This window comes from Euzebyella saccharophila, from assembly GCF_014855495.1.
Classification (GTDB): domain Bacteria; phylum Bacteroidota; class Bacteroidia; order Flavobacteriales; family Flavobacteriaceae; genus Euzebyella; species Euzebyella saccharophila.
Genome location: NZ_JACYFJ010000001.1, coordinates 435,707 through 459,198, shown reverse-complemented (window position 1 = coordinate 459,198; position 23,492 = coordinate 435,707). Strand labels below are relative to the sequence as shown.

At 40.3% G+C, this 23,492-nt stretch carries 26 protein-coding genes; 22 read left to right on the top strand and 4 right to left on the bottom strand.

The annotated features are described in order from the left end of the window. Positions 1-297: 297 nt before the first annotated feature. The 19 genes from porW (at position 298) to IL355_RS01825 (ending at position 17,200) form a co-directional block, all read left to right on the top strand. Positions 298-2,850 (top strand): type IX secretion system periplasmic lipoprotein PorW/SprE, encoded by a 2,553-nt coding sequence (gene porW / locus IL355_RS01910; protein WP_192460511.1) that lies wholly within the window; start codon positions 298-300, stop codon positions 2,848-2,850. 3 nt (positions 2,851-2,853) lie between these two features. Then, positions 2,854-3,291: a bactofilin family protein gene (locus IL355_RS01905; protein ID WP_192460510.1), complete on the top strand. Its 438-nt coding sequence runs from the start codon at positions 2,854-2,856 to the stop codon at positions 3,289-3,291. Beyond that, complete coding sequence (locus tag IL355_RS01900; protein ID WP_192460509.1) at positions 3,269-3,493, top strand: AtpZ/AtpI family protein; 225 nt, start codon at positions 3,269-3,271, stop codon at positions 3,491-3,493. Before IL355_RS01905 ends, IL355_RS01900 begins: the two co-directional genes overlap by 23 nt. An 8-nt stretch (positions 3,494-3,501) precedes the next feature. Continuing rightward, entirely contained in the window at positions 3,502-3,888 is a 387-nt protein-coding gene (locus tag IL355_RS19420; RefSeq protein WP_380081194.1) for a DUF6168 family protein, read from the top strand. Positions 3,889-3,984: 96 nt separating this feature from the next. Then, positions 3,985-5,169, top strand: a complete 1,185-nt coding sequence (gene atpB, locus IL355_RS01895; RefSeq protein ID WP_192460508.1) for a F0F1 ATP synthase subunit A — start codon at positions 3,985-3,987, stop codon at positions 5,167-5,169. A gap of 37 nt (positions 5,170-5,206) precedes the next feature. Further along, complete coding sequence (gene atpE, locus IL355_RS01890; RefSeq protein WP_013993139.1) at positions 5,207-5,395, top strand: ATP synthase F0 subunit C; 189 nt, start codon at positions 5,207-5,209, stop codon at positions 5,393-5,395. 86 nt (positions 5,396-5,481) lie between these two features. Then, entirely contained in the window at positions 5,482-5,982 is a 501-nt protein-coding gene (locus IL355_RS01885; protein ID WP_192460507.1) for a F0F1 ATP synthase subunit B, read from the top strand. A gap of 37 nt (positions 5,983-6,019) precedes the next feature. Next, on the top strand, positions 6,020-6,559 hold the full coding sequence (atpH, locus tag IL355_RS01880; protein WP_192460506.1) for an ATP synthase F1 subunit delta: 540 nt from the start codon (positions 6,020-6,022) through the stop codon (positions 6,557-6,559). Positions 6,560-6,620: 61 nt separating this feature from the next. Further along, on the top strand, positions 6,621-8,201 hold the full coding sequence (gene atpA, locus IL355_RS01875) for a F0F1 ATP synthase subunit alpha (RefSeq protein ID WP_192460505.1): 1,581 nt from the start codon (positions 6,621-6,623) through the stop codon (positions 8,199-8,201). A 19-nt stretch (positions 8,202-8,220) separates the two neighbouring features. Then, positions 8,221-8,559, top strand: coding sequence for a four helix bundle protein (locus IL355_RS01870; protein WP_192460504.1), 339 nt, complete (start codon positions 8,221-8,223; stop codon positions 8,557-8,559). A gap of 29 nt (positions 8,560-8,588) precedes the next feature. Beyond that, positions 8,589-9,449 (top strand): ATP synthase F1 subunit gamma, encoded by an 861-nt coding sequence (gene atpG / locus IL355_RS01865; protein WP_192460503.1) that lies wholly within the window; start codon positions 8,589-8,591, stop codon positions 9,447-9,449. Between the two features lie 86 nt (positions 9,450-9,535). Continuing rightward, on the top strand, positions 9,536-10,762 hold the full coding sequence (locus IL355_RS01860; protein ID WP_192460502.1) for a TCR/Tet family MFS transporter: 1,227 nt from the start codon (positions 9,536-9,538) through the stop codon (positions 10,760-10,762). A gap of 70 nt (positions 10,763-10,832) precedes the next feature. Beyond that, a complete protein-coding gene (locus tag IL355_RS01855; RefSeq protein WP_192460501.1) occupies positions 10,833-11,291 on the top strand; it encodes a hypothetical protein in 459 nt (152 codons plus the stop codon). A gap of 81 nt (positions 11,292-11,372) precedes the next feature. Beyond that, a complete protein-coding gene (locus IL355_RS01850; RefSeq protein WP_192460500.1) occupies positions 11,373-12,839 on the top strand; it encodes a lipopolysaccharide biosynthesis protein in 1,467 nt (488 codons plus the stop codon). A 42-nt stretch (positions 12,840-12,881) separates the two neighbouring features. Then, positions 12,882-13,316, top strand: coding sequence for a dUTP diphosphatase (gene dut / locus IL355_RS01845; RefSeq protein ID WP_192460499.1), 435 nt, complete (start codon positions 12,882-12,884; stop codon positions 13,314-13,316). Between the two features lie 11 nt (positions 13,317-13,327). After that, positions 13,328-14,281, top strand: coding sequence for a tetratricopeptide repeat protein (locus IL355_RS01840; protein ID WP_192460498.1), 954 nt, complete (start codon positions 13,328-13,330; stop codon positions 14,279-14,281). Positions 14,282-14,323: 42 nt separating this feature from the next. Next, complete coding sequence (locus IL355_RS01835; protein WP_225621085.1) at positions 14,324-15,121, top strand: DUF4292 domain-containing protein; 798 nt, start codon at positions 14,324-14,326, stop codon at positions 15,119-15,121. 25 nt (positions 15,122-15,146) lie between these two features. Continuing rightward, positions 15,147-16,343: a murein hydrolase activator EnvC family protein gene (locus tag IL355_RS01830; protein WP_225621084.1), complete on the top strand. Its 1,197-nt coding sequence runs from the start codon at positions 15,147-15,149 to the stop codon at positions 16,341-16,343. A 20-nt stretch (positions 16,344-16,363) separates the two neighbouring features. After that, positions 16,364-17,200 (top strand): aldo/keto reductase, encoded by an 837-nt coding sequence (locus IL355_RS01825; RefSeq protein WP_192460496.1) that lies wholly within the window; start codon positions 16,364-16,366, stop codon positions 17,198-17,200. Between the two features lie 5 nt (positions 17,201-17,205). Here IL355_RS01825 and IL355_RS01820 read toward each other — a convergent pair whose 3' ends face one another. Both IL355_RS01820 and IL355_RS01815 read right to left on the bottom strand, forming a co-directional pair. Then, positions 17,206-17,721, bottom strand: a complete 516-nt coding sequence (locus tag IL355_RS01820) for an acyl-CoA thioesterase (protein ID WP_187456438.1) — start codon at positions 17,719-17,721, stop codon at positions 17,206-17,208. Positions 17,722-17,795: 74 nt separating this feature from the next. Further along, positions 17,796-18,767, bottom strand: coding sequence for an HU domain-containing protein (locus IL355_RS01815; protein ID WP_192460495.1), 972 nt, complete (start codon positions 18,765-18,767; stop codon positions 17,796-17,798). Positions 18,768-18,872: 105 nt separating this feature from the next. Here IL355_RS01815 and dprA point away from each other — a divergent pair, with 105 nt between their 5' ends. From dprA to IL355_RS01800, 3 genes are all read left to right on the top strand, one after another. Next, positions 18,873-19,973 carry a DNA-processing protein DprA gene (gene dprA, locus IL355_RS01810; RefSeq protein WP_192460494.1) on the top strand — a complete coding sequence of 367 codons (1,101 nt, stop codon included), beginning with the start codon at positions 18,873-18,875 and terminating at the stop codon, positions 19,971-19,973. Positions 19,974-20,171: 198 nt separating this feature from the next. Further along, positions 20,172-20,987 carry an AraC family transcriptional regulator gene (locus IL355_RS01805; RefSeq protein WP_192460493.1) on the top strand — a complete coding sequence of 272 codons (816 nt, stop codon included), beginning with the start codon at positions 20,172-20,174 and terminating at the stop codon, positions 20,985-20,987. Positions 20,988-21,142: 155 nt separating this feature from the next. Further along, positions 21,143-21,523: a VOC family protein gene (locus IL355_RS01800; RefSeq protein ID WP_192461320.1), complete on the top strand. Its 381-nt coding sequence runs from the start codon at positions 21,143-21,145 to the stop codon at positions 21,521-21,523. Positions 21,524-21,526: 3 nt separating this feature from the next. On the opposite strand, the gene IL355_RS01795 is transcribed toward IL355_RS01800, so the two are convergent. Together IL355_RS01795 and trpS are read right to left on the bottom strand one after the other, a co-directional pair. Next, entirely contained in the window at positions 21,527-22,483 is a 957-nt protein-coding gene (locus IL355_RS01795; RefSeq protein ID WP_192460492.1) for a M28 family metallopeptidase, read from the bottom strand. 1 nt (position 22,484) lies between these two features. Further along, positions 22,485-23,453 carry a tryptophan--tRNA ligase gene (gene trpS / locus IL355_RS01790; protein ID WP_192460491.1) on the bottom strand — a complete coding sequence of 323 codons (969 nt, stop codon included), beginning with the start codon at positions 23,451-23,453 and terminating at the stop codon, positions 22,485-22,487. Between the last annotated feature and the right edge of the window lie 39 nt (positions 23,454-23,492).

Sequence of the window (23,492 nt, the reverse complement as noted above, 5' to 3'; positions counted from 1 at the left end):
TAAAAACCTCCTTTTAAGCAAAACAGACTATTCGGTCGGTTGGGAAGGTTAAGAAAACGAGTTCTCGCATTCAAAAGTTCGGGGAGTTACTTTTTAATAGGTCCATTTACCTCTAAACAGGAAGTTTTATAAGGTTTTTTTACCATGCAAACCGGTAGGTCGGTATTTTTTAGAGGCATAAGCAATAAATGTGCTTTACTTTTTTGCCAAGAATCATTTGGAGTCAATATTTTATCGATGAAATACATAATATTCCCGCCGTTTTTAAGTTAGAGTTACGTACACAGATATACAATTTTGAAACTACATTCTAAACTGGTCTTGAATTTGGTACTTGGGGGCATCGTACTAAGCGCATGTTCTACCAAGAAAGATACGTTTGTCAACCGAAATTGGCACGCGATGAATACCAAGTACAATACGCTTTATAACGGTAACATTGCTTTTGAAGAGGGCAGGGAAGAACTCAATAATACCTACCATGATGATTATTGGGAAGTACTACCGGTGGAAAGATTGGAAGTATCAGGAGAAATTAAATTAGATTCAGAAGACAATAATCCCAATTTCATCATTGCGGAGGAAAAAGCTACCAAAGCCATACAAAAGCATAGTATGGATATTAAGGACGAGGAGCGAAATCCGCAGACAGATGAAGCCTTCCTTCTTTTGGGGAAAGCCCGTTATTTTGATGAACGATATATTCCCGCTTTGGAGGCCTTCAACTATATCATCAATAAATATGATTATAGTGATAAGTTGGCCGAAGCTCGTATTTGGCGTGAGAAGGTAAATATTCGATTGGAAAACGAAGAATTGGCCATTAAGAATTTAAAATGGTTGATGAAGTATGAAGACCTAAAAGAACAAGAGTACGCAGATGCACGTGCCATGATGGGTCAGGCATACATATACCTTGGAGTTTTGGATACGGCCGTTCAGCAATTGAAAATAGCTTCGTACCTCACAAAAAAGAACCCGGAAAAAGGTAGGTACTACTACATAATTGGGCAGTTGTACAATCAATTGGGTCATAAAGACAGTGCCAATTATGCCTTTGACAAGGTAATTGATCTCAACAGAAAATCGCCGCGTGTCTATATGATCAATGCCGAAATTGAGAAAATAAAAAATACGGAGGTCACCTCAGAAAATAAGGAACTAGTGCTGGAGCATTTGACCGAATTGGAGGAAAACCGAGAAAACAGGCCTTTTTTAAACATTATTTACCGTCAGGTGGCCGAATATCATTTAGCGCAAGAAAATGACAGTATCGCTTTGGCCTATTTCAATAAATCTTTGCGCGCTACAGAAAACGAACCCAAGCTTAATGCGCTCAATTATGAAAATTTGGCCATTTATAATTTCGATGAAAACGAATACAAATTGGCAGGGGCCTATTATGATAGCGTATTGACCAACTTAGAGGAAAATACTAAAAAGTATAGGTTCACTAAAAAGAAATTGGACAATCTGGAAGATGTTATCAAATATGAAGACATTGTTCAATATACAGATAGTGTCATTACCCTCTACGAAATGCCGAAGGAAAAGCAACTGGCCTATTTTGAAAAGCATATCGCAAAACTTAAAGCCGAGCAAGAAGCACAGGCTAAGAAGGAGGAAAAAAGGCGTAATGCAGGTTTTGCACAATTTGGAAATAGCAAGGGCGGAAAAGAAAATAAGGGTAAGTTCTATTTTTATAATGTGACAAGCCTAGGGTATGGTAAAAATGAATTTTCCCAAAGATGGGGCAAAAGGGAACTGGCAGATAACTGGCGGTGGAGTGATAAATCCAGGTCGCTACCGGTTGATAATTCCAATACTGTAGCCTCAAATGAGAGCGAAGGTACAGCGGAAGAGGTGAACGATGAATTGTCAACGGATTTTTATATGGCCCAACTTCCCAAAGATGTTGAGGTAATCGATAGTTTAAGAACGGAAAGAAATTTTGCCAATTATCAGTTAGGCCTCATTTACAAGGAAAAGTTTAGGGAAAACCTATTGGCTGCCGGTAAATTGGAAAAAGTACTGGCGTCCAATCCAGAGGAACGCTTGGTGCTTCCGTCCAAATACAATTTGTACAAAATTTACGAAGAAGAAGGTAGTCCGTTATTAGCTTCTATGAGGGCCGATATTCTTAAAAACCATGGTGCATCCCGTTATGCAGAAATTATTTTAAATCCTAGAGCTGTATTGGAAGGGGATGCAGACAGCCCAGAAGCGCGGTACGCCGCCTTGTATAGATTGTACCAAAATCAAGAATTTCTAAAGACCATTACCGGTGCAGAAGAAAATATAGAGAAGTTTACAGGGGAGGCCATTGTTCCCAAGTTTGAAATGTTAAAGGCGAATGCCATTGGCAGACTTAATGGTTTTGAACCTTTTGAAGAAGCATTGAACTATGTGGCCTTAACGTACCCCAATAGTCCCGAAGGTAAAAAGGCGGAAGCCATCGTTTCTGAACAACTGCCAAAATTGGCGGTAACCCAATTTTCCGCTGAAGAGGGCTCAACGGGAACGGATAATTGGAAAGTGGTCTTTCCATTTAGAAGAAGCAATAACCAAATCGCTTTAAGGGTGATGAAGGAATTGGAAGAGGCCATTGTAGACCTTAGGTACAAAAATGTGGTCTCCAAGGATATTTATACGCTAGAAGAGCAATTTGTAGTGGTTCATGGGTTTAAATCCAAGGACTACGCATTAGGCTTCGCTGAGCTTATTAAATTTAACAAGGATTACCTTATTGACAATGAGAATTTTGTAATTTTATCAAGTAACTATAAAATTGTGCAAGTGCACAAGAACCTACAAGATTATAAGAATCAGATTTTAACCCCAAAACCTTAACAAATGTTTTCCGATAACAAAAAACCTAGAACTATGAACGAAATAGGCGCACAACCCAACAGAATTTCAAAGCACACTAAAATTAAAGGTGATATCATTTCAGAAGCAGACTTCAGAATTGATGGTAAATTGGATGGTAACGTAAAGACTACCGGTAAGGTGGTTATTGGAAAAGATGGTTACATTCACGGTAAGGTAGAGTGTGTAAATGCGGATATTGAAGGGAGTTTTAATGGAGAACTATTGGTTTCTGATTTGTTGTCCTTAAAATCTTCAGCTGTCATAGAAGGTACCGTTTCCGTTTCTAAATTAGCGGTAGAGCCTGGAGCAACGTTTAACGCTTCTTGTACCATGAAGGGAAAAGGAGGGGCAGCATCCAGTTCCAGCAGCTTTAAGTCTACCGTAGGCAGTACTGCCAATGAGCCAGCAAAAGCCTCGTGATAATTCACGCCTGATTCGCAATGCGGCAAGCCTTTCCGGTATTGCCATTCAAATGGGGGCAACCATCTATTTGGGGAATCTTTTAGGGGCGTGGTTAGATGTAAAGTTTGAAAAAGACTACTTAGAGGATACGGTTACTTTAATTGCCGTATTTTTGTCCATGTATTTAGTAATTAAAAAGGTAATCAACCTAAACAAATAGATGGCGTAGTGGTTAAAACAATCATACTATATATAGTCGTGTTCACCATTGTGGGCACGACTTCTTTTTTTATACATGATCAACTTTTGGGCACCGAGCACCATGAGCTAAAAGCACTTTTAAAAAAAGCTTATTTGTTTCATGCCATTTTCTCTTTATCGATTATAATAGCGTTTCAACTGGCATCAAATTTTGATTCAGTTTTTCCTCAGCTGGGATATATTTACATGGGGCTGCTCGTTTTTAAGATTATGGTCTTCACCATGATGTTTTATCCGCAACTCGTGGGAGATCAGATGGTATCGAGGTTTTACAGAGGTTCTATTTTAATTCCAGTAGCTATTTTTTTAATAATGGAAGTTCTTTTTGTTACAAAAATCCTCCGTCGTAAATAAAGGTAGAATTTTATGCTCATTTTATACCGTTTATTAAAGTAAGTTTGACTACTTTTGCGCCAAATTTTAGGAGCTTAATTTTTTGATAAAGAACCCATGAAGGAAGTATCAAGATCGTTCAGAACCTTTTTACTGTTATTTACGCTTTGTTTCTCAATACAAGGTTTCGCCTCTTCAGATCCTGAAGGAGAGGTTGAAGGAGCGGTTAGCTCTAAAGAAGAGGTGGATGCCTACATTCAGCATCACATAAAAGATTCACATGATTTTCATTTGTTTTCTTACACCAATAGTGAAGGGGAGCGCAAGCATGTTGGTTTTCCGTTACCGGTTATTATTTGGTCGAGTAATGGTTTGGTGACTTTTATGTCCTCTGAGTTCCACCATGATGATGCTGGTCATGTAATCGTTGAAAAAGGGGGTGCTAAGTTCACTAAAATTCACAGTAAGATTTATGAGCTGGAAGCAGGGGCAAGTGAAGTAAAATTCGATGAAACCCATCATGCGACCAACGCCCATAAAGTTTTGGATTTCTCCATTACTAAAAGTGTAATGGGTATTTTGTTGGTAGGCCTTTTTATGTTGTGGGCTTTCTCTAGCTTGGCAAAACAATACAAGTCTAAAAAAGTACCGACCGGTTTTGGCCGCGTATTGGAGCCGTTGGTAATTTACGTGCGTGATGAAATCGCCAAACCGAACATCGGCGAGAAAAAATACAGACAGTTTACGGGTTACTTATTGACCGTATTCTTTTTCATTTGGATTTTGAACCTTTTAGGTTTGACTCCTTTTGGTTTCAATGTAACAGGTCAGTTGGCGGTTACTGCGGCCTTGGCCATTTTTACTTTGGTTATCTATACATTTAGTGGAAACAAAGATTATTGGATGCACATGCTTTGGATGCCCGGAGTACCTGTGTTGATTCGTCCGGTACTTGCCATTATCGAATTGGCAGGGGCATTTTTGATCAAGCCATTCTCTTTATTGGTTCGTTTGTTTGCTAACATTTCTGCGGGTCACATTGTAGTAATGAGCCTTATTGCCATCATGTTTACTTTAAAAGATAGTTTAGGCGTTGCGGGAGCGACAGGTTTGTCTTTGGTATTATCATTTTTCATCACCTTGATCGAGGTGTTGGTTGCCTTTTTGCAGGCGTATATTTTCACCATGCTTTCAGCATTGTTTATCGGAATGGCCGTTGCGGAGCATGACCATGACCACGAGCATGATTCCCTTGGGCACGATGTGCCAGATGCAGAAGACGTTCGTGAGAATTTTATTTAAGAATTGAGTTTTTTATTTAATATATAAATCGTTTACTATGTACAACTTAATTGGAGCAGGTTTAATCGTGATCGGAGCAGGTATCGGACTTGGTCAAATTGGTGGTAAGGCAATGGAAGGTATTGCCCGTCAACCAGAAGCGACCGGAAAGATTCAAACTGCGATGATTATCATCGCTGCACTTTTAGAAGGTTTGGCATTTGGTGCCTTGTTCTTAGGAAAATAAGAATAGAAGAACCTAAAAGCAATTTCCTGTAACGGTTGGTTGCAGGAAATGCTTTCATTAAAAACTAGCATTTTAAGATATTATATATGGAAACTTTAATAAACGATTTTTCACCAGGCCTTTTTGTTGTTCAGACCATTCTTTTGTTGGGTCTTATTTTCTTGTTGGTGAAGTTTGCTTGGAAACCCATCTTGACTTCTCTTAATGAAAGGGAAGAGGGAATTCAAGGAGCGTTGGAAGCTGCGGACAAAGCACGAAAGGAAATGCAGAATCTCCAAGCGGATAATGACAAGCTTTTGAAAGAGGCTCGTGCGGAGCGTGAAGCTATGTTGAAAGAAGCTCGTGAAATCAAGGAAAAAATGATTGCCGACTCTAAGGAGCAAGCGCAAATAGAAGGTGATAAGTTGTTGAAGCAGGCACAAGCTGCCATCGAAAGCGAAAAGAAAGCAGCTGTTGCCGATATTAAAAATCAAGTGGCCGCCCTTTCGGTAGAGATAGCGGAGAAAGTACTTAAAGAGCAATTATCCAACAAAGACAAGCAATTAAAGCTTGTGGAGGATATGTTGGGCGATGTTAAATTGAACTAAGAAACCTCTTTAAGTTTAACTACGAAACAATACGATAATGAGCGATTCTAGAGCAGCCTTACGATATGCAAAAGCAGTTTTGGCATTTGCAGTGGAGAAAAAAGCGGCCAATGCGGTTGAAACCGATATGCGTTCCATTGTAGCGACCATTTCCGAAAGCAAAGAGCTTAGAAATATGCTGCAAAGTCCAATTATCAAAGAAGAAACCAAAAAGGAATCTTTGGCTGCCATTTTCAAAGGAAGCAGTGAAATTACTTTAGGTCTTTTGGGTACTTTGGCAAGCAATAAAAGAACTGCGCTTTTAAATGAGGTGGCCTTAAAATATATCATCCTTAATGAAGATTTAAAAGGCGAAGGAGTAGCTCATGTGACCACTGCTGTACCATTAACGGCAGAACTGGAAAAGAAAGTTTTAAGGCAAGTAGCACAATTAACCGGTAATGAGGTAACCATTCAAAATAAAGTGGATGAGAGCATCATTGGAGGTTTTGTATTGAGGGTTGGCGATTTACAATACGATGCTAGTATTGCCAATAAACTGAATAATATTAAAAGAGAATTTACGAATAGTCTATAAATAACAACCTCGGGAGAAAGAATGTCTCGATTCTTTTTTCTTAGGAATAATGTCTAAACAAATGGCAGGAGTAAAAGCCGCTGAGGTATCAGCAATTTTAAAGGAGCAATTATCAGGAATTGAAGCCACCGCCACATTGGATGAGGTGGGAACTGTATTACAGGTCGGTGATGGTATCGCCCGCGTTTACGGTCTATCAAATGCCCAGTATGGGGAGTTGGTAGAATTTGAAGGCGGTTTGGAAGGTATCGTTCTTAACCTTGAAGAAGACAACGTAGGTGTGGTACTTTTAGGCCCATCAAAAGAAGTTCTTGAAGGTGCTACTGTAAAGCGTACCCAAAGAATTGCTTCCATTAAAGTAGGTGAAGGCATCGTTGGTCGTGTGGTGGATACCTTGGGTAACCCAATCGATGGTAAAGGTCCTATCGCCGGTGATACCTATGAAATGCCATTGGAGCGTAAAGCCCCTGGAGTTATTTATAGAGAACCAGTAACCGAGCCAATGCAATCAGGTATCAAGGCGGTTGATGCGATGATTCCAGTGGGAAGGGGACAAAGAGAGTTGGTTATCGGTGACCGTCAAACGGGTAAGACTACGGTTTGTATCGATACCATCTTGAACCAAAAAGAATTTTTTGATGCGGGTGAGCCTGTTTACTGTATCTACGTTGCTATAGGTCAAAAAGCCTCTACCGTTGCCGCTATTGCCAAAACTTTGGAAGAAAAAGGAGCTTTGGCCTATACGACTATCGTAGCGGCTAATGCATCCGATCCTGCACCAATGCAGGTGTATGCTCCCTTTGCCGGGGCTTCCATTGGGGAATATTTCCGTGATACAGGTCGTCCTGCATTGATTATCTATGATGATTTATCAAAGCAAGCGGTAGCCTACCGTGAGGTATCTCTTCTTTTAAGAAGACCACCAGGACGTGAGGCATATCCAGGTGACGTTTTCTACCTTCACTCCAGATTATTGGAGCGTGCTGCAAAAGTGATCAACGATGATAAAATCGCCCAAAACATGAATGATTTACCTGAGGTGTTGAAGCCAATGGTAAAAGGTGGTGGTTCTTTAACGGCGCTTCCTATCATTGAAACACAGGCAGGTGACGTTTCCGCTTATATTCCTACCAACGTAATTTCGATTACCGATGGTCAGATTTTCTTGGAGCAGGATTTATTCAACCAAGGGGTACGTCCTGCGATTAACGTAGGTATCTCCGTATCTCGTGTGGGTGGTAGTGCTCAGATAAAGTCAATGAAAAAGGTTGCCGGTACATTGAAACTGGATCAAGCCCAGTTCCGTGAATTGGAAGCGTTTGCCAAATTTGGTTCCGATTTGGATGCTGCTACTTTGAACGTGATCGAGAAAGGTCGCCGTAACGTGGAAATCTTGAAGCAGGCACAAAATGATCCCTACACGGTAGAAGATCAGGTAGCTATTATCTATGCAGGTTCTAAAAACTTGTTGAGAGATGTTCCTGTAGAAAAGGTGAAGGAGTTTGAAAGAGACTATTTAGAGTTCTTGAATGCGAAACATAGAGGTACTTTAGATACCCTGAAAGCCGGTAAGTTGACCGATGAAGTAATCGACACACTTACAACAGTTGCAAAAGAGCTTTCTAGGAAGTATACAAGTTAATAGTCTAGAGTTATGAGTTATGAGTAAACTTGGAGAAAGTCCTGTTAGGATAAAAAGTTTTCAGTTTGCTTGTGACGTTGTTCACTTTTGTGATAGGTTAAAAGATAAAAAGGATTTTGAGTTGGCTTCTCAGTTGTTAAGAAGCGGAACGAGTATCGGCGCGAATACACGTGAGGCACAGAGAGGAGTTAGTAAAAAGGATTTTAAAAATAAATTTGGTATTGCTCTAAAGGAAGCTGATGAAACCATGTATTGGTTAGAAATATTAGAGGCTACCGGAAGAGAAATTCCTAAAGATATGAAGTTGAAGTGTGAGGAGGTGATTCGAATGTTGGTTTCAATAGTCAAAAACTCTTAACTCTTAACTTTAAACTCATAATTTGAAAAATGGCCAATTTAAAGGAAATACGAAATAGAATTTCATCGGTGTCCTCTACCATGCAGATAACGAGTGCCATGAAAATGGTATCCGCTGCAAAATTGAAGAAGGCACAGGATGCAATTACCGCTATGCGTCCTTATTCTGATAAGCTAACGGAGCTTTTGCAAAGTTTAAGCGCCAGTTTAGATGCCGATAGTGGTAGTAGGTACGCCGACAACCGAGAGGTTAAAAAGGTTTTGGTAGTTGCTATTACTTCCAACAGAGGTTTGGCAGGTGCTTTTAACTCCAATATCCTAAAGCAAACCACTGCGCTTTCAAACGAAACGTATGCTGGTAAGCAGGTGGATTTTGTAGCTATCGGAAAAAAGGCCAATGATTTCTTGACAAAGAAAAATGCTGTGATCGCGAATCACAGTCCGGTTTTTGACGACCTTACGTTTGATAACGTTGCCGAAATCGCAGAGTCATTGATGGAATTATTTGTGTCCGGTAAGTACGACCGTATCGAGTTAGTCTACAATAAATTTAAAAATGCCGCTACCCAACTGGTAATGACGGAGCAGTTTTTACCTATTGTACCTGCGGAAGGTGGCGAGGTTATAAGTACAGATTATAAATTTGAGCCATCAAAAGCGGAAATTGTGGAACAGTTGATTCCAAAATCCTTAAAAACTCAATTGTACAAGGCTATAAGAGATTCCTTTGCCAGTGAGCATGGAGCAAGGATGACGGCCATGCATAAGGCTACCGATAATGCTAAAGAATTAAGAGATCAATTGAAATTGACGTACAATAAGGCCAGACAAGCGGCTATTACCAATGAAATCCTAGAGATTGTTGGTGGTGCCGAGGCCTTGAATAATTAGTCCAAGTTCTAAAATAATAATTTAGATAAATTAAAACCTCACAGAAATGTGGGGTTTTATTTTTTAGTCGATTTTTACCATCGATTATGAAATCAAAGAAAACGGCCCTCCTATTTATTTTCATCACCATCCTGGTCGATGTCATCGGTATCGGAATCATCATTCCTATTATACCAGATTTGATTATGGAACTTACAGGTGAAGGTACTGCCCAGGCGGTAATTTATGGTATGTGGCTTACTACTGCATTCGCTGGGATGCAATTTTTGTTTTCTCCTGTATTGGGCGAAATATCTGATCAGTACGGTAGGCGCCCCATTCTTTTAATTGCCTTATTAGGGCTAAGTGTAGATTATTTAATACATGCATGGGTACCTTCCATAGCATGGTTGTTTTTAGGTCGCTTTTTAGCGGGTATAACTGGAGCTAGTTTTACGGTGGCTTCGGCCTATATCGCCGATGTAAGTACCAAGGAGGAAAAGGCCAAAAATTTTGGATTGATAGGTGCCGCTTTTGGCCTTGGGTTCATTATTGGTCCGGGTGTTGGTGGATTTTTTGGTGAAATAGACATCAGACTGCCGTTTTATATTGCAGCCGGACTCACCTTTGCCAACTTCCTTTTCGGATGGCTTTTTGTACCTGAATCCCTTCAGAAAGAAAACAGAAGACCTGCCCAATGGGTAAAAATGATACCAGGTGTTTCATTGGTAAACCTGAAGCATTACAAAGGTGTACTTACCTTAATTCTTGCTTTTTTTCTTGCTAATCTGGCAGGCCAAGCCTTACCCGCCACATGGTCTTATTACGGTATTGAACGCTATGATTGGAGTCCAAAGGAAATTGGGGTTTCGCTCATGGTCGTTGGTTTATTGGTGGCTTTGGTTCAAGGGGTTTTGGTAGGGATTTTGGTCAAAAAATTTGGAAGAAAAAGAGTAATTGTGGTAGGTTTTGTTCTTTGGACCTTTGGCATGTTTCTTTTTTCCTTGGCCACCGAACCTTGGATGCTCTATGCCTTTTTAATTCCTTATGCCTTGGGTGGAATTGCCGGGCCCACGGTTCAAGGGGTTATATCCAATCAAGTATCGGAAAAAGAACAGGGGAATTTGCAAGGGGCCATTACAGGATTGTTGAGTGTAACTTCTATTCTGGGTCAACTAATTTTTTCTCCGGTATTCTACTATTTTATACGCCCTGAGGGCGCCATCTATTTTCCTGGGGCACCATATACACTAGCGGCTTTATTTCTCTTTACAGCGCTCGTTTTTGCTTTATTGGCCATGAAAGGCCTGTCTTTGGAAGAAGCGGAAGACTAATTGCTATATATATTGATAGTCTACAACCGAGGTTTTTGCGTATTTACTTGCAAACCACTAAAAGGACACTATGAAAATAAATATATATTTCTTCCTTATCACTTTAATGGTAGTTTCTTGCTCCAGTTCTAAAAAATTGGAGGGCATTGCTCCCTTTGACCTTGGTGAACCGTTTGCCCAAGAATGGAAAACCGCTGATGAAAGTCAGGAGGGCTATGAACTAATCATTCCTATTACCAGTTTGGAGCTCAAAGAGGCAGAACTCAAGAACTTATATTTTCAGGGTAAGATGGCCCCGGTGGAAATTACATTGACGGAATTGGGTAATGTGGTCATTGCCGAGTTTGGCGAAAAGAGCGCAAAGACTGGACCTTTAAATCCTTCTGAGCCTTTTCCTTTTGAATTATTGGATACGCAAGCCGTAATAAGCTATGTGAGCAATGAAAAAGTAAAGTATTATAAAGTGAACGGTGTTGGTCAAAAATTACCGATTACGTATAGTAATCTAGAAGCCAAGAACAACAGATAGCGTTAAAACTATCATATAGGTAATTATACTTACTTTGCCACATCCCTATAAATGGGTACTTTTGAGCATTAAACTACGTGCTTGAACCCACTTAAAAAATTATTTAAGCAGACAGCTATTTATGGACTCGCTACGGTTCTTCCGCGGATGATGTCATTTCTGTTGTTGCCCTTGTACACCGGGGTTTTGAATACTTCTGGTTATGGGGAGGTCTCCATTATTTTTGCGTGGTTCGCTATTTTTAATGTGCTCTTGGCTTACGGGATGGAAACCGCCTTTTTTAGATTTTATAATGGAAAGGATGCTAAAGCCAAAGTAGTGACCACTTCCCTTTTGTCCATTGTTGGGAGCACCCTTCTTTTTGTTGTTTTGGCCCTTACTCTACAAGTTTTTATGGCTTCCGCCACTGGAATTGATGCGGAATATATTAGGTACACCATTTTTATTATTGCTTTAGATGCCTTGGTCATCATTCCCTTTGCATGGTTGCGGGCCAACGAACGCCCCATGAGATATGCCATTATCAAAATATTAAACGTGGGTGTCAATTTGGGGTTGAACATTTTCTTCCTGTTAGTATTGCCATCAATGGTAGAAAACAATCCAGATTCTTCATTTGCGGCTCTGTATAAGGAGAATTTTGAGGTTTCCTACATCTTTATATCCAACTTAATTGCAAGCGGTCTCACCTTATTGTTAATGGCCAATTTGTATATCCGAAAGGATTATGTTTTTGATACGGATTTATGGAAACGAATGATGAAATATGCGTGGCCTGTTTTGGTAGCCGGGATAGCCTTTACCATCAATGAGGTATTTGATAGGATTTTATTGGAAAATCTTTTACCTGAAGATATTGCAAAAAGTGAAGTAGGTAAATACTCGGCCTGTTATAAGCTGGGCCTTTTTATGACACTTTTTGCCACAGCCTTTAGAATGGGTATTGAGCCCTTCTTCTTCAGCCATGCGGGAACTGAAAACCCGCAAAGGGCCTATGCACAGATCACCAATTATTTTGTAGTCTTGGGCAGCATCATTTTGTTAGCGGTAATAGTTTTTGCAGATATTTTAAAAGAACTTTTTGTACAGAACGAAGAATATTGGGATGCAATGGCCATTGTTCCACCTATTATTTTGGCTAGCTTTTTTCTGGGTATTTACCATAACCTCTCCGTATGGTATAAAGTTACGGATAGAACCCGATACGGAGCCTTTATATCTTTAGCTGGGGCATTGGTAACAATTGGGGTGAACATATTGTTTATTCCATCAATAGGCTATATGGCATCAGCTATTGCCACCTTATTGGCTTATGGGACCATGATGGCTTTGTCCTATTATTTAGGAAAGTCTAGATACCCTGTGCCTTATAATTTTAGAAAAATTACTTTTTATTTAGGTGTTTCCATTTTGTTTTCTGTGCTTTCCTTCTATGTTTTTGATAGAAATTTGATTATTGGTATCCTTCTACTGGTCTTATTTCTAGGGTTGGTATACAAGATGGAAAACGATAAGCTAAGACAGATTTTTTTAAAGAAGGCTGCCTAAGTGTAGTGGAGAATCGTAAATTAATAGATAACATTAAGTCGAATGCAAATAAAAGTCATTAATAAGTCGGCCCATTCATTGCCTCACTATGAGACCATAGCCTCCGCAGGTATGGATTTAAGAGCCAATATTTCAGAAGCCATAACGTTACAACCTTTAGAGCGTACCATAATTAAAACCGGGCTTTTTATTGAGTTGCCCATAGGTTTTGAGGCACAGGTTAGGCCAAGAAGCGGTCTGGCGGCCAAAAAGGGCATTACGGTACTCAACGCACCCGGTACGGTAGATGCGGATTATCGAGGAGAAATTGGTGTGATTTTGGTAAACCTTTCCAATGAAGCCTTTACTATTGAAAATGGGGAGAGAGTTGCCCAGCTGGTAATTGCCAAACACGAAAGGGCAGAATGGAAGGAAGTTGATTCCCTTTCGGATACCGTACGCGGTAAGGGAGGTTTTGGCAGTACCGGGGTAAAATAGATAAAGAAAGTATGCAAAAGAATAGGATTTGGAAGACGCAAATGCTGGCTATAGTGGTCCTGGCGGTCACTTCCATTTCTTTTGCACAAGAAGGAGGGGAGGAAGAAATAGATGCGCAAAAAAGTGCGGAACTTTTTCTGGAAAACTATTCTGATGACTTTCAAGAGCATTTCTTTGAAGCCCTTAAGCAAAAAGGGATAGAGAACTATGACAAGGCCATTAATCTTCTGTTGGAATGTAAGAAAATTGATCCTGCCAATTTGGTGGTCGATCATGAATTGGCAAGGGTATATCTAAAAGAAAAACAATACCCTTTAGCCGAAGATTATGCGTTCGCAGCTCTAAGTGACGACCCGGAGAATCTTTGGTTTGCAAATACCTATGTAGAAACCCTAAGACAGCAGGGCAAGTCATTTGCGATAGTGAAAGATAAACTTCCTGAAATTATTCAGTTAAACGAAAATTTGGCGCTGGCGTACTTTAAAAAGCGCGATTTTGATACGGCATTGGCAATACTAAAGGAAACCACGGCATCTGAGTTCACCAAGGCGCTGTCCGTACAAATAAACGATGCTTTAGAGGAAAGAAAACAGCATACCGTTTCATCAGGGTTTATATCTACCGGTAATGCTGGATCAAGAGATACCAATTCCTATGAGCATTATAAATTTCAGATTGAAATGTTCTTACGAACGGACAATATTTTGATGCTGGATCAAAAGTCCGAAGAGGCCTTGGAAATGTTTCCGGCCCAGCCCTTGCTATACTATGCCCAAGGTTATGCGTTGAATAGAAAATCCAAACCCAGGGATGCCATTGAAATGCTGGAAACAGGTTTGGATTATTTGGTAGGCGATATTTCTTTGGCCAATAAATTCTATCAAGAGCTGGCCAATGCTTATAATTCCATTAACAATTCAGTCAAGGCAAATATGTATCTTCGTAAGATAAAACCCGGTTTCTAGAAGTAGGTTTAGATTTCAATAGGGTTTTAAAGCGCTGTTGTTATGAAGATATTTTCTCTTATGCCAAGTCGGGTTGTTTGCCTACTTTCCTTTGCATTTTTGGTGTTTTCCTGTAAATCAAAAAAAGTGGTTGGTGATGATAGTGCCAATGCTGCAATGTCTGCAAAATCCATCATCAAAAATCATTATCAAAATTCCCTCGATTTCAAAACATTAAGCGGGAAAATGCGGATTGATTATTCTGATGGGCAATCATCACAAGGTGTATCCGTAAACTTGCGAATGGAAAAGGATAAGGCCATTTGGATCAGTGCGCCGTTTGGTATGGTAAAGGCCTATATTACTCCAGGAAGAGTCTCGTTCTACAACAAGCTTCAAAATGAGTATTTTGATGGCGATTTTGCCTATTTGAGTAATTTTTTGGGAACAGAATTGGATTTTGAACAAGTACAGAATTTATTATTGGGTCAAGCTATTTTTAATTTGAACGATTCCAAATACGATGCTTCAACGGTAAGCGGAAATTATCAGCTTAAACCAAGAAAGCCAATGGAGCTTTTTAAGGTATTGTTCAGCGTTCATCCGGAAAACTTTAAAATGGCTTCCCAACAACTTTCGCAACCTTTAAAGAAACGATTACTGCAAATTAATTATACGGATTATCAGCAAGTAAACAAATGGTTATTGCCTAAGGAAATAGCGGTGGCTGCGATAGAGGGCGATGAAAGAAACACGGTGGACATTGAATACAGGAACATCGAGTTTGATAAAACTTTGAGCTTTCCGTATAAAATACCAAGTGGTTTTAAAGAGATTGTAATTGATAATGAGGCCAAGTAATACCTCCTTCATTTTATTTCTTTTTTTGAGCGCTATTGCTTTTGCGCCAGAATTTGCCTTGGCCCAAGGTCCCACACAAGAAGAACTGGAAGCGAAAAGGGAACGTTTGCAACAAGAAATTGAGCAAATAAACCACCTGCTCTTTGCACAAAAGGAGAAGAAAGGTACCGTACTGGATCGGATGGAAGCCCTGAATCAAAAGATAAAGGTAAGGGAGCGGCTCATAAGGGTTACAAATGAACAGTCCAATCTTCTCAATAGAAAAATCAATACCAATATAAATTCTATTTCGGCATTAAAGAAAGAACTTAATGACTTAAAGGACGATTATGCCACTATGATCCAGAAAGGGTATCAAAGTAAAATACAGCAAAGTAAGTTGATGTTTTTATTGTCTTCCGAAAACTTTTTTCAGGCATTCAAACGGGTTCAGTATATAAAGCAATACACAGATTTTAGAAGGCAACAGGGAGAGAAAATAGTGATAAAGACCAACAAGCTTACAGCGTTGAACAAGGAACTTACGTCACAGCGAAAGGAAAAAGATAGGCTAATAGCTGCCAACCGCAAGGCTAAGAACGAATTGGATACGGAGAAGAAAAGCCAGCAAGAGCTCCTAAGGTCCATTCGAAAGGACGAAACTAAATTCGCTGCTGAAATACGGGATAAACAAAATCAAGCGAGGCAAATAGATAGGGAAATAGAGCGTTTGGTACGTGAGGCGGTTGCAAATGCTAATAAAGAGGCCGGGAAAGCAGATGATGACCCAAGTAAATTTCTGTTGACCCCAGAAGCGGCAATTATTGCGAACAGTTTCTCGGCAAATAAAGGCCGATTGATCTGGCCGGTTGAAAAAGGGTTTAAAAGTCAGGGCTTTGGTGTGTATAGTGATGCCATATATCCAGGGATCAAACATCAGAGTAATGGCGTAATCATAACCACGGACAAGGGGGCCAAAGCACGGGCTATATTTAGGGGAGAGGTCATTGCAATACTGTCCATTCCTGGTGGAAACAAGGCCGTTCAACTCAAGCATGGTAACTATATTAGCACTTACTATAATTTATCCGATCTCTATGTGAAAAAGGGAGATTTGGTGGAAGCCAAAACCGAATTAGGTAAAATCTATACCAATCGGTCCAATGGTCAGACGCGATTAAAATTCTATTTACATCAAAACACCTCAAAGTTAAATCCAGAGGAGTGGGTGTATCAACTATAAAACTTTACAAAAATAAGAAGATGAGAAAGATTACAGATATACAAGGAACCTTCACATTGCATAATGGAGTTAAAATGCCCTATTTTGGTTTGGGCACCTACTTGGCAGATAACGATGAGGAGGTAGTGGAAGCGGTCAAATTTGCTTTGGAACATGGCTACCGCCATATAGATACCGCAGCCGTTTATAAAAATGAAGTGGGTGTTGGTAAGGCAATTAAAGAGTCTGATGTGGACAGGAAAGATATTTTTCTGACTACCAAGGTATGGAACAGTGACCAAGGTTTTGATACTACACTTAAGGCTTTTGATGAAAGTTGCCAACGCCTAGGGGTAGATTATGTTGACTTATATTTGGTTCATTGGCCAGTTGCCGGAAAATATAAAGAAACCTGGAGGGCCTTGGAACAACTTTACAAACAAGGACGTGTAAAAGCTATTGGAGTCAGTAATTTTTTAAAGCACCACTTAGAGGATTTACTAACGTCTGCGGAGATTGTCCCCATGGTTAATCAAATGGAATTTCATCCTTATTTGGTTCAGCAGGAGTTGTTGGATTTCTGTAAAACGCATAAAATTCAATACGAGGCGTGGTCTCCTTTTATGCAAGGCAAGATATTTAAGTTGGATATTACCAAGGAATTGGAAGCCAAATATGATAAAAGTGCCGCCCAGATAGTACTTCGCTGGAACTTACAAAAGGGCGTGGTGACCATTCCAAAATCTGTCCATAAAGACCGATTGGCGTCTAATTCCGACCTTTTTGATTTTGAGCTGTCTAAAGATGAAATCAACTATCTAGACAGTTTTGATAAAGGGGAACGAATAGGTCCAGATCCGGATAATTTCGACTTTTAATAAGGTTAGTCCTGCAGAAATAAAGCCTTTAGTTCCGTAGCTTCATTCGGTTGCATTTTTCCCGCAAGAACCAAGCTTAACTGCTTTCTTCTTAAGGCCGCATCAAACCTCTGTTTTTCCAGGTCTGTCTCTGGAACTAAGGGCGGAACTTCTGTGGGCCTACCGGTATCGTCCACGGCAACAAAAGTGTAGATTGCTTCGTTGGCTTTGGTGCGCTCTCCACTAAAACGGTCTTCCATCCAAACATCAAGGTAGACCTCCATGGAGGTCTTAAAAGCCCTTGAAACGGCTGCTTCTACCGTTAAGACACTTCCTACAGGCACGGATTGGTTAAAGGCTACATGGTTTACCGAGGCCGTGACCGTTATCCTTCTACTATGTCTTCTTGCCGCAATACTGGCAGCGCGGTCCATACGAGCCAATAGTTCACCGCCAAAAAGATTATTTAGAGGGTTGGTCTCACTAGGGAGAACCATGTCCGTCATTGTGGTTCTGGAGTCTTTCGGGTTTTTGCCCTGCATATCTTACTTTTTGGGCAAAGATACATCCTTCTAACGGATATGTAGAAGTATGTTTAGGGGACAAAAAAGTGATTTTATTTGATGGTCTTTAACCAGGCATCTTTCTGGGTCTGCTTAATTTCCCTAAGGGCTGTTAAAGCCTCGTTGGCATCGGTAAAACTGTCATAGGCCACCATGTACAGGCCAAACGGATTGGTGCCAATATAAGAAGGGTTATAGCCCTTTTCTTTCAATTGGTCTATTTTTCTATCTGCATTGGTCTTATATCTAAAAGCACCGGCAATGATATGGTGAACTTTTTCTCCGGAAACTTTTTCAATTTCAGCCGCCTCTTCCTTTTTGCTTGTTTTTAAGGTAATAGCCGGAAGTTCCAAAGGTGTAGTGTCAAAAAAAGTAGCCTGTTGAATACGTTTGGATACCTGAACTTGAGCATCATCCCAGGCCAATTGTTCGTTGGCCTGATTGGTTTGATAGTACTTGTAACCTCCAAAGCCTGCCGTTAGGGCCAATAGTACCGCAGCTGCATATTTTAAGTAAGGGCGGGAAGATTTTTGCGCTCTTTTTTCTGGAGTAAAGGCAATAGGCATTCGCTGTTCCATTTCCGTTACCGCGGTCTTAAGCGTCTCTCTAGTAACGGGGGCGTTAACAAAGGAACTCATTCCAAAGGAGCTGGTAAGATAATTTACGCTGCTAACGGATAGGAATTGTATTTTGCCCTCCGTACCTAGCCAAAGGTTCCCAATTTCGGGCAATCTAAGGTGTTCACCATTTTTCAACCTACCTTCCCATTGGTTTACTTCCTCCTTTACTTGGGTTAGCATCTCTTCAAAGCTTACCTTCTGCGCTTCCGCAGCATGGGAAACCAAAAGGCCATCATTGGTGACCAATTGTTGGTTGAATAATACGGTCTTGGTGGGAGGATAAAAAGTATTGGTAGTTTCTTGGATTACGGCAGATTTTTCTTGGGTAAGAAATGCGCCAAACCCCGGTATTACTACACAATTATATCGGTAAAGTAAATCTTTAATATAGTGTTCTAAGCCCATACAGCACAAATTTTAGAAAAATTTATTCGCCAAAACAGGCTTCGGGTAACTTTTTATTAACATTATTTTTTGTGTATTTTGTGGATAACTCTAGACTTGCTTTAAATGACTACGGATGAATTACTTGCAGTTTTAAGACTTCAACATACACCATTCATTGGAGATGTTACTGCCAAAAAATTGATTTCTAATTGTGGAAGCCCATCCGAAATATTCAAATCCAAGAAGGAGCATTTATTAAAAATAGATGGTGTAGGAACATATGCATTGCAGGGTTTGTATGATGGTGAGCATATAGAGGCCGCTGAAGAGGAGTTGCAGGTCATTCAAAACAATAATTGGGAATGGTCCTATTTTATGGATGATAGCTACCCGTCTTACTTAAAACACTGTATAGACAGCCCCGTTCTTCTCTTTAAACGAGGGAATATGGAGTTGGATGGCCGTAAAATCATTAGCGTAGTGGGTACGAGAAAAATCACCAGTTACGGACAGGCTTTTTGCGACCAGTTTATTGAAGAAATCGCGCCTTTAGACCCTATTATTGTTAGCGGTTTTGCCTATGGAATTGATATAGCCATTCAAAAAGCAGCTTTACGTCACAATTTGCAGACTATCGGTTGTTTGGCCCACGGACTCAATCAGCTTTATCCAAAAGCACATGCCAAGTTTAAAACCGAGGTTGAAAAAAATGGTGGTTTCCTAACTGAATTTTGGAGCACCAGTAATCCGGATCGGGAAAATTTCTTAAAACGAAATCGGATAATTGCAGGTATGAGCGAAGCTACAATAGTGATTGAATCTGCGGATAAGGGCGGTAGTTTGGTAACCGCGGATATTGCGCATAGCTATAACAGGGATGTTTTTGCCGTACCCGGTAGGTCCAATGACAAGTACTCCATGGGTTGTAACAATTTGATCAAACAGCAAAAAGCGCATATGCTTACCTCTGCGGCAGATTTGGTGTACATGCTCAATTGGGAAATGGAAAAAAAGCAGCCAATGATTCAAAAACAGCTTTTTGTTGAACTGGACTACATTGAAAAAACCATATACGATTATCTTCAAAAAGAGGGAAAACAGTTGTTGGATAGCATAGCATTGGAATGTAAACTACCTATTTTTAAAACATCGTCCACTTTACTTAATATGGAGATGAAAGGGGTAATTAGACCGCTGCCCGGCAAGTTGTTCGAGGCTATTTGATACATTTCTCTCTTAAATTTTAGGAATTGTTACCGACTACCCGGTTGGTGCTCATAGCCTTTTGTCGATTTGATGGCTGTTTTAAGTAGCTTATGGATGAATAACATCCGTAAAACGGTGTAGGATTATGTATCTTTCTTTTGTAAAAGGAACTAAACCGACCTGCCGGTCGGTTCTTAAAATTTGGGTCAAATCACTATGGAAGTTCTAAAATCGATTAGAGATTTATACTTGCCAGTGCAACCTACCTTAAAGCAGACCGGTGAGAAGGTAGTCTATAGAGAGATGGTGCCTAGGGAACAACTTTGCCCATTTATCTATTGCTATTGGCAGCTGAAAACCTTGACAAGATTAGATGAAAGTTTTACCTACCGGGTGGTGGCAGATGGCTGTATCGATATCTTTCTTGAATTGGAAAGACCTCAGGAAAGTTTGGTAATGGGTTTTTGTAAAAAGTATACGGAGTTCCCCTTGGACCCCGAATTTCATTATGTAGGAATACGTTTTCTTCCTACCATGTTTCCGCAGCTGTTCAGGGTCGATGCTTCTGAATTGAGCAATCGTTATGAGGATTTAATGCTTGTACATAAAAGAACACAGCAGTTCTTGAGTCGGAACATGAATCAGGAATTGTCCTTTGAAGAAATTAAAGAAAGGCTTGATAACTATTTTTTAAACTATCTATCTACGGTGAAATGGAATTTAGATTCGAGACTTTACGCTGCCGTCAATCAAGTTTTGAAAACACAGGGTGTTCTAAGTGTTCAAAATGATTTGGATGTGGGCCTCAGTGAGCGTCAACTTCGAAGGCTTTTTAACTACTACATTGGCGATTCGGTAAAAACCTTTAGTAAGGTGGTTCGCTTTCAGAACATTTTAAGGGCAAAACCTTCTGTACAGAGCCTAAAGCGCAACAAACTGTTTTTTGATAGTGGCTATTACGACCAACCGCACTTTATTAAGGAGTTTAAAAATCACTACGGAGTGACACCCTCAAAAGCCTTTGGCCGTTAGAATGTCCGTTTTTTACAATCTTTAGTTCATTTAATGCCGCAAATTTGGTTTCATAAATTAATGATATGAGAACCATTGTTCCATTTTTGTGTTTAGCGTTCTTTGCTTTTCAACTAAAGGCACAGGAAGTAAACACGGTTAAAAACGTTTTATCCATGAAATTAAATGCAGGAGTTATTACGGAAAAATTAGCGGAGACCAAAGAATTCTACACCTCGATATTGGGTTTTGAGGTCACCTTTGAAAATGAATTCTATATATTAATGCACACCCCAAATAAAGAGGCAGAATTGGGATTTCTACTACCCAATCACCCGTCACAACAACCCTTGTTTCATCAAAAGTTTGAGGGAAAGGGAATGTATCTCACCATTGAGGTAGAAGATGTGGATGCTCTTTATGAGAAAATTAAGGCTACAGGGGTCGAAATAAAAATACCTATGAGGGATGAACCTTGGGGCGATCGGCACTTTGCCATTCAAGACCCCAACGGTATTGCCATTGATTTGGTGACGTATACAGCGCCTGAGGATTAATTTCTAATCTTGTGGAATAAATTCCATAGGGTAATCGGTAGAGGCAATTTTGAAAATGGTGGCGTAGATGTAATCGCATACCATTTTTTGTCCTTCAAAGTTTATGAGGTCGATGGTATCTTCAGGGGTGTGGTATTGCGGATGTCCACCGGTGTGCATTCCTAAAACGGATATGTTCTTTTTGTAAAAGGAAACATGATCGCTTCCTCCAACGGAACCGGCATGAACCACAGGATTAAGACCGGCATCTTTGCCCAATTGGGCCATAAGTTCTTGTCCGTTAGGGAACGTGCCCGCACCGCCCATATATACCTGTTTTTCATTATTGAGGCGGCCAACCATATCCATATTGATCATAAGTTGGATATTCTTCAATGGCACTGGCGAATTTTCAACAAAGAACTTGCTGCCCAAAAGACCTTGTTCTTCAGCTCCAAAGGCAATAAAAATGACACTTCTTTTCAATTTATCCTGAGACGCCGCTAACCGTTCTGCAATTTCTAATAGGGCCGAAGTTCCACTGGCATTGTCATCGGCGCCGGGATGTACCGTATTTTTTTTGTTCGATTTGGAACTGGGCCCACCGTGCCCTAAATGGTCATAATGCGCTCCAAGTACGATATATTCTTTTTTTAAATCCGGATGGTTGCCTTCAATAAAACCCACTACATTCCAAGTTTTGGCCTTGGACTTCTTTTTTTCTCCTTTGGCAATTCTTAGGGAAGCCTTAAATTTTTGTAAATAAGATTTTGATAATGGCATTATTCCAGCGTTCTCAAAATCTTTTGTGATGTAGTCTACAACCTTTTTGTTGATTTTCCCTCCGGGATAGCGCCCCTCTTTTTCTTGGGAAGTGAGAAAATCAATGTGCTGGTATAGTTCATCCTTGGTAATCTCGACTTGGGAGAAACCATAAAAAGCGCCCAAGATTAAAAGTAATCCCGTAAAAAAATGCTTCATTTTAATATCCAACTTTTGCCCTTACCCGGGAAATAACATCATTTGCTACTTTTCTCGCCTTTGCAGCCCCTGTTTCAAGTGCAGCGTCTACCTCTTCCAAATGGTGGGTATAGTACTCGTATTTTTCGCGGGCATCGGCAAATTTGTCCACAATAAGTTCATAAAGCGCTTGCTTTGCATGTCCGTAACCGTAATTTCCTGCCAAGTAATTGGCACTCATTTCTTCAATTTGCTCTTGGGAGGCCAAAATCTTGTAAAGCGCAAAGACATTGTCGTTGGTAGGGTCCTTTGGTTCTTCCATGGGGGTACTGTCTGTTTGTATACCCATGATTTGCTTCCTTAGCTTTTTGTCCGGCTGAAATAGGCTAATCAGATTTCCGCGGCTTTTGCTCATTTTTTCACCGTCCGTACCTGGAACATACATGGTCTGCTCTTGGACTTTTCCTTCGGGCATCACAAAAGTTTCGCCCATTTTAGCGTGAAAACGGGAAGCCACATCCCTTGTCATTTCTATATGCTGCAGCTGGTCCTTACCCACAGGGACTACATCGGCATCATAAGCCAAAATATCCGCGGCCATCAACATGGGGTAGGTAAAGAGTCCGGCATTAACATCCTCCAACCTGTCTGCCTTATCCTTAAAAGAATGCGCTAGGGTTAACCGTTGGTAAGGAAAAAAACAACTAAGGTACCACGATAGTTCGGTGACTTGAGGAACATCACTTTGTCTATAGAAAACCGTTTTGTCTATGTCCAAACCAAATGCCAACCACGTAGCTGCAATGGCATACGTATTTCGTTTAAGTAATTCAGCATCTTTAATTTGCGTAAGCGAATGCATATCCGCAATAAAAAGGAAAGAATCATTCTCTGGCTTTTCGGCCATTTTTATGGCTGGCATAATCGCCCCTAAAATATTTCCTAAATGTGGTGTTCCGGTACTTTGTATTCCTGTTAGTATTCTTGGCATGACAATGGTTTCAAAGAGGCCAAAGATAAAGAAAGTACT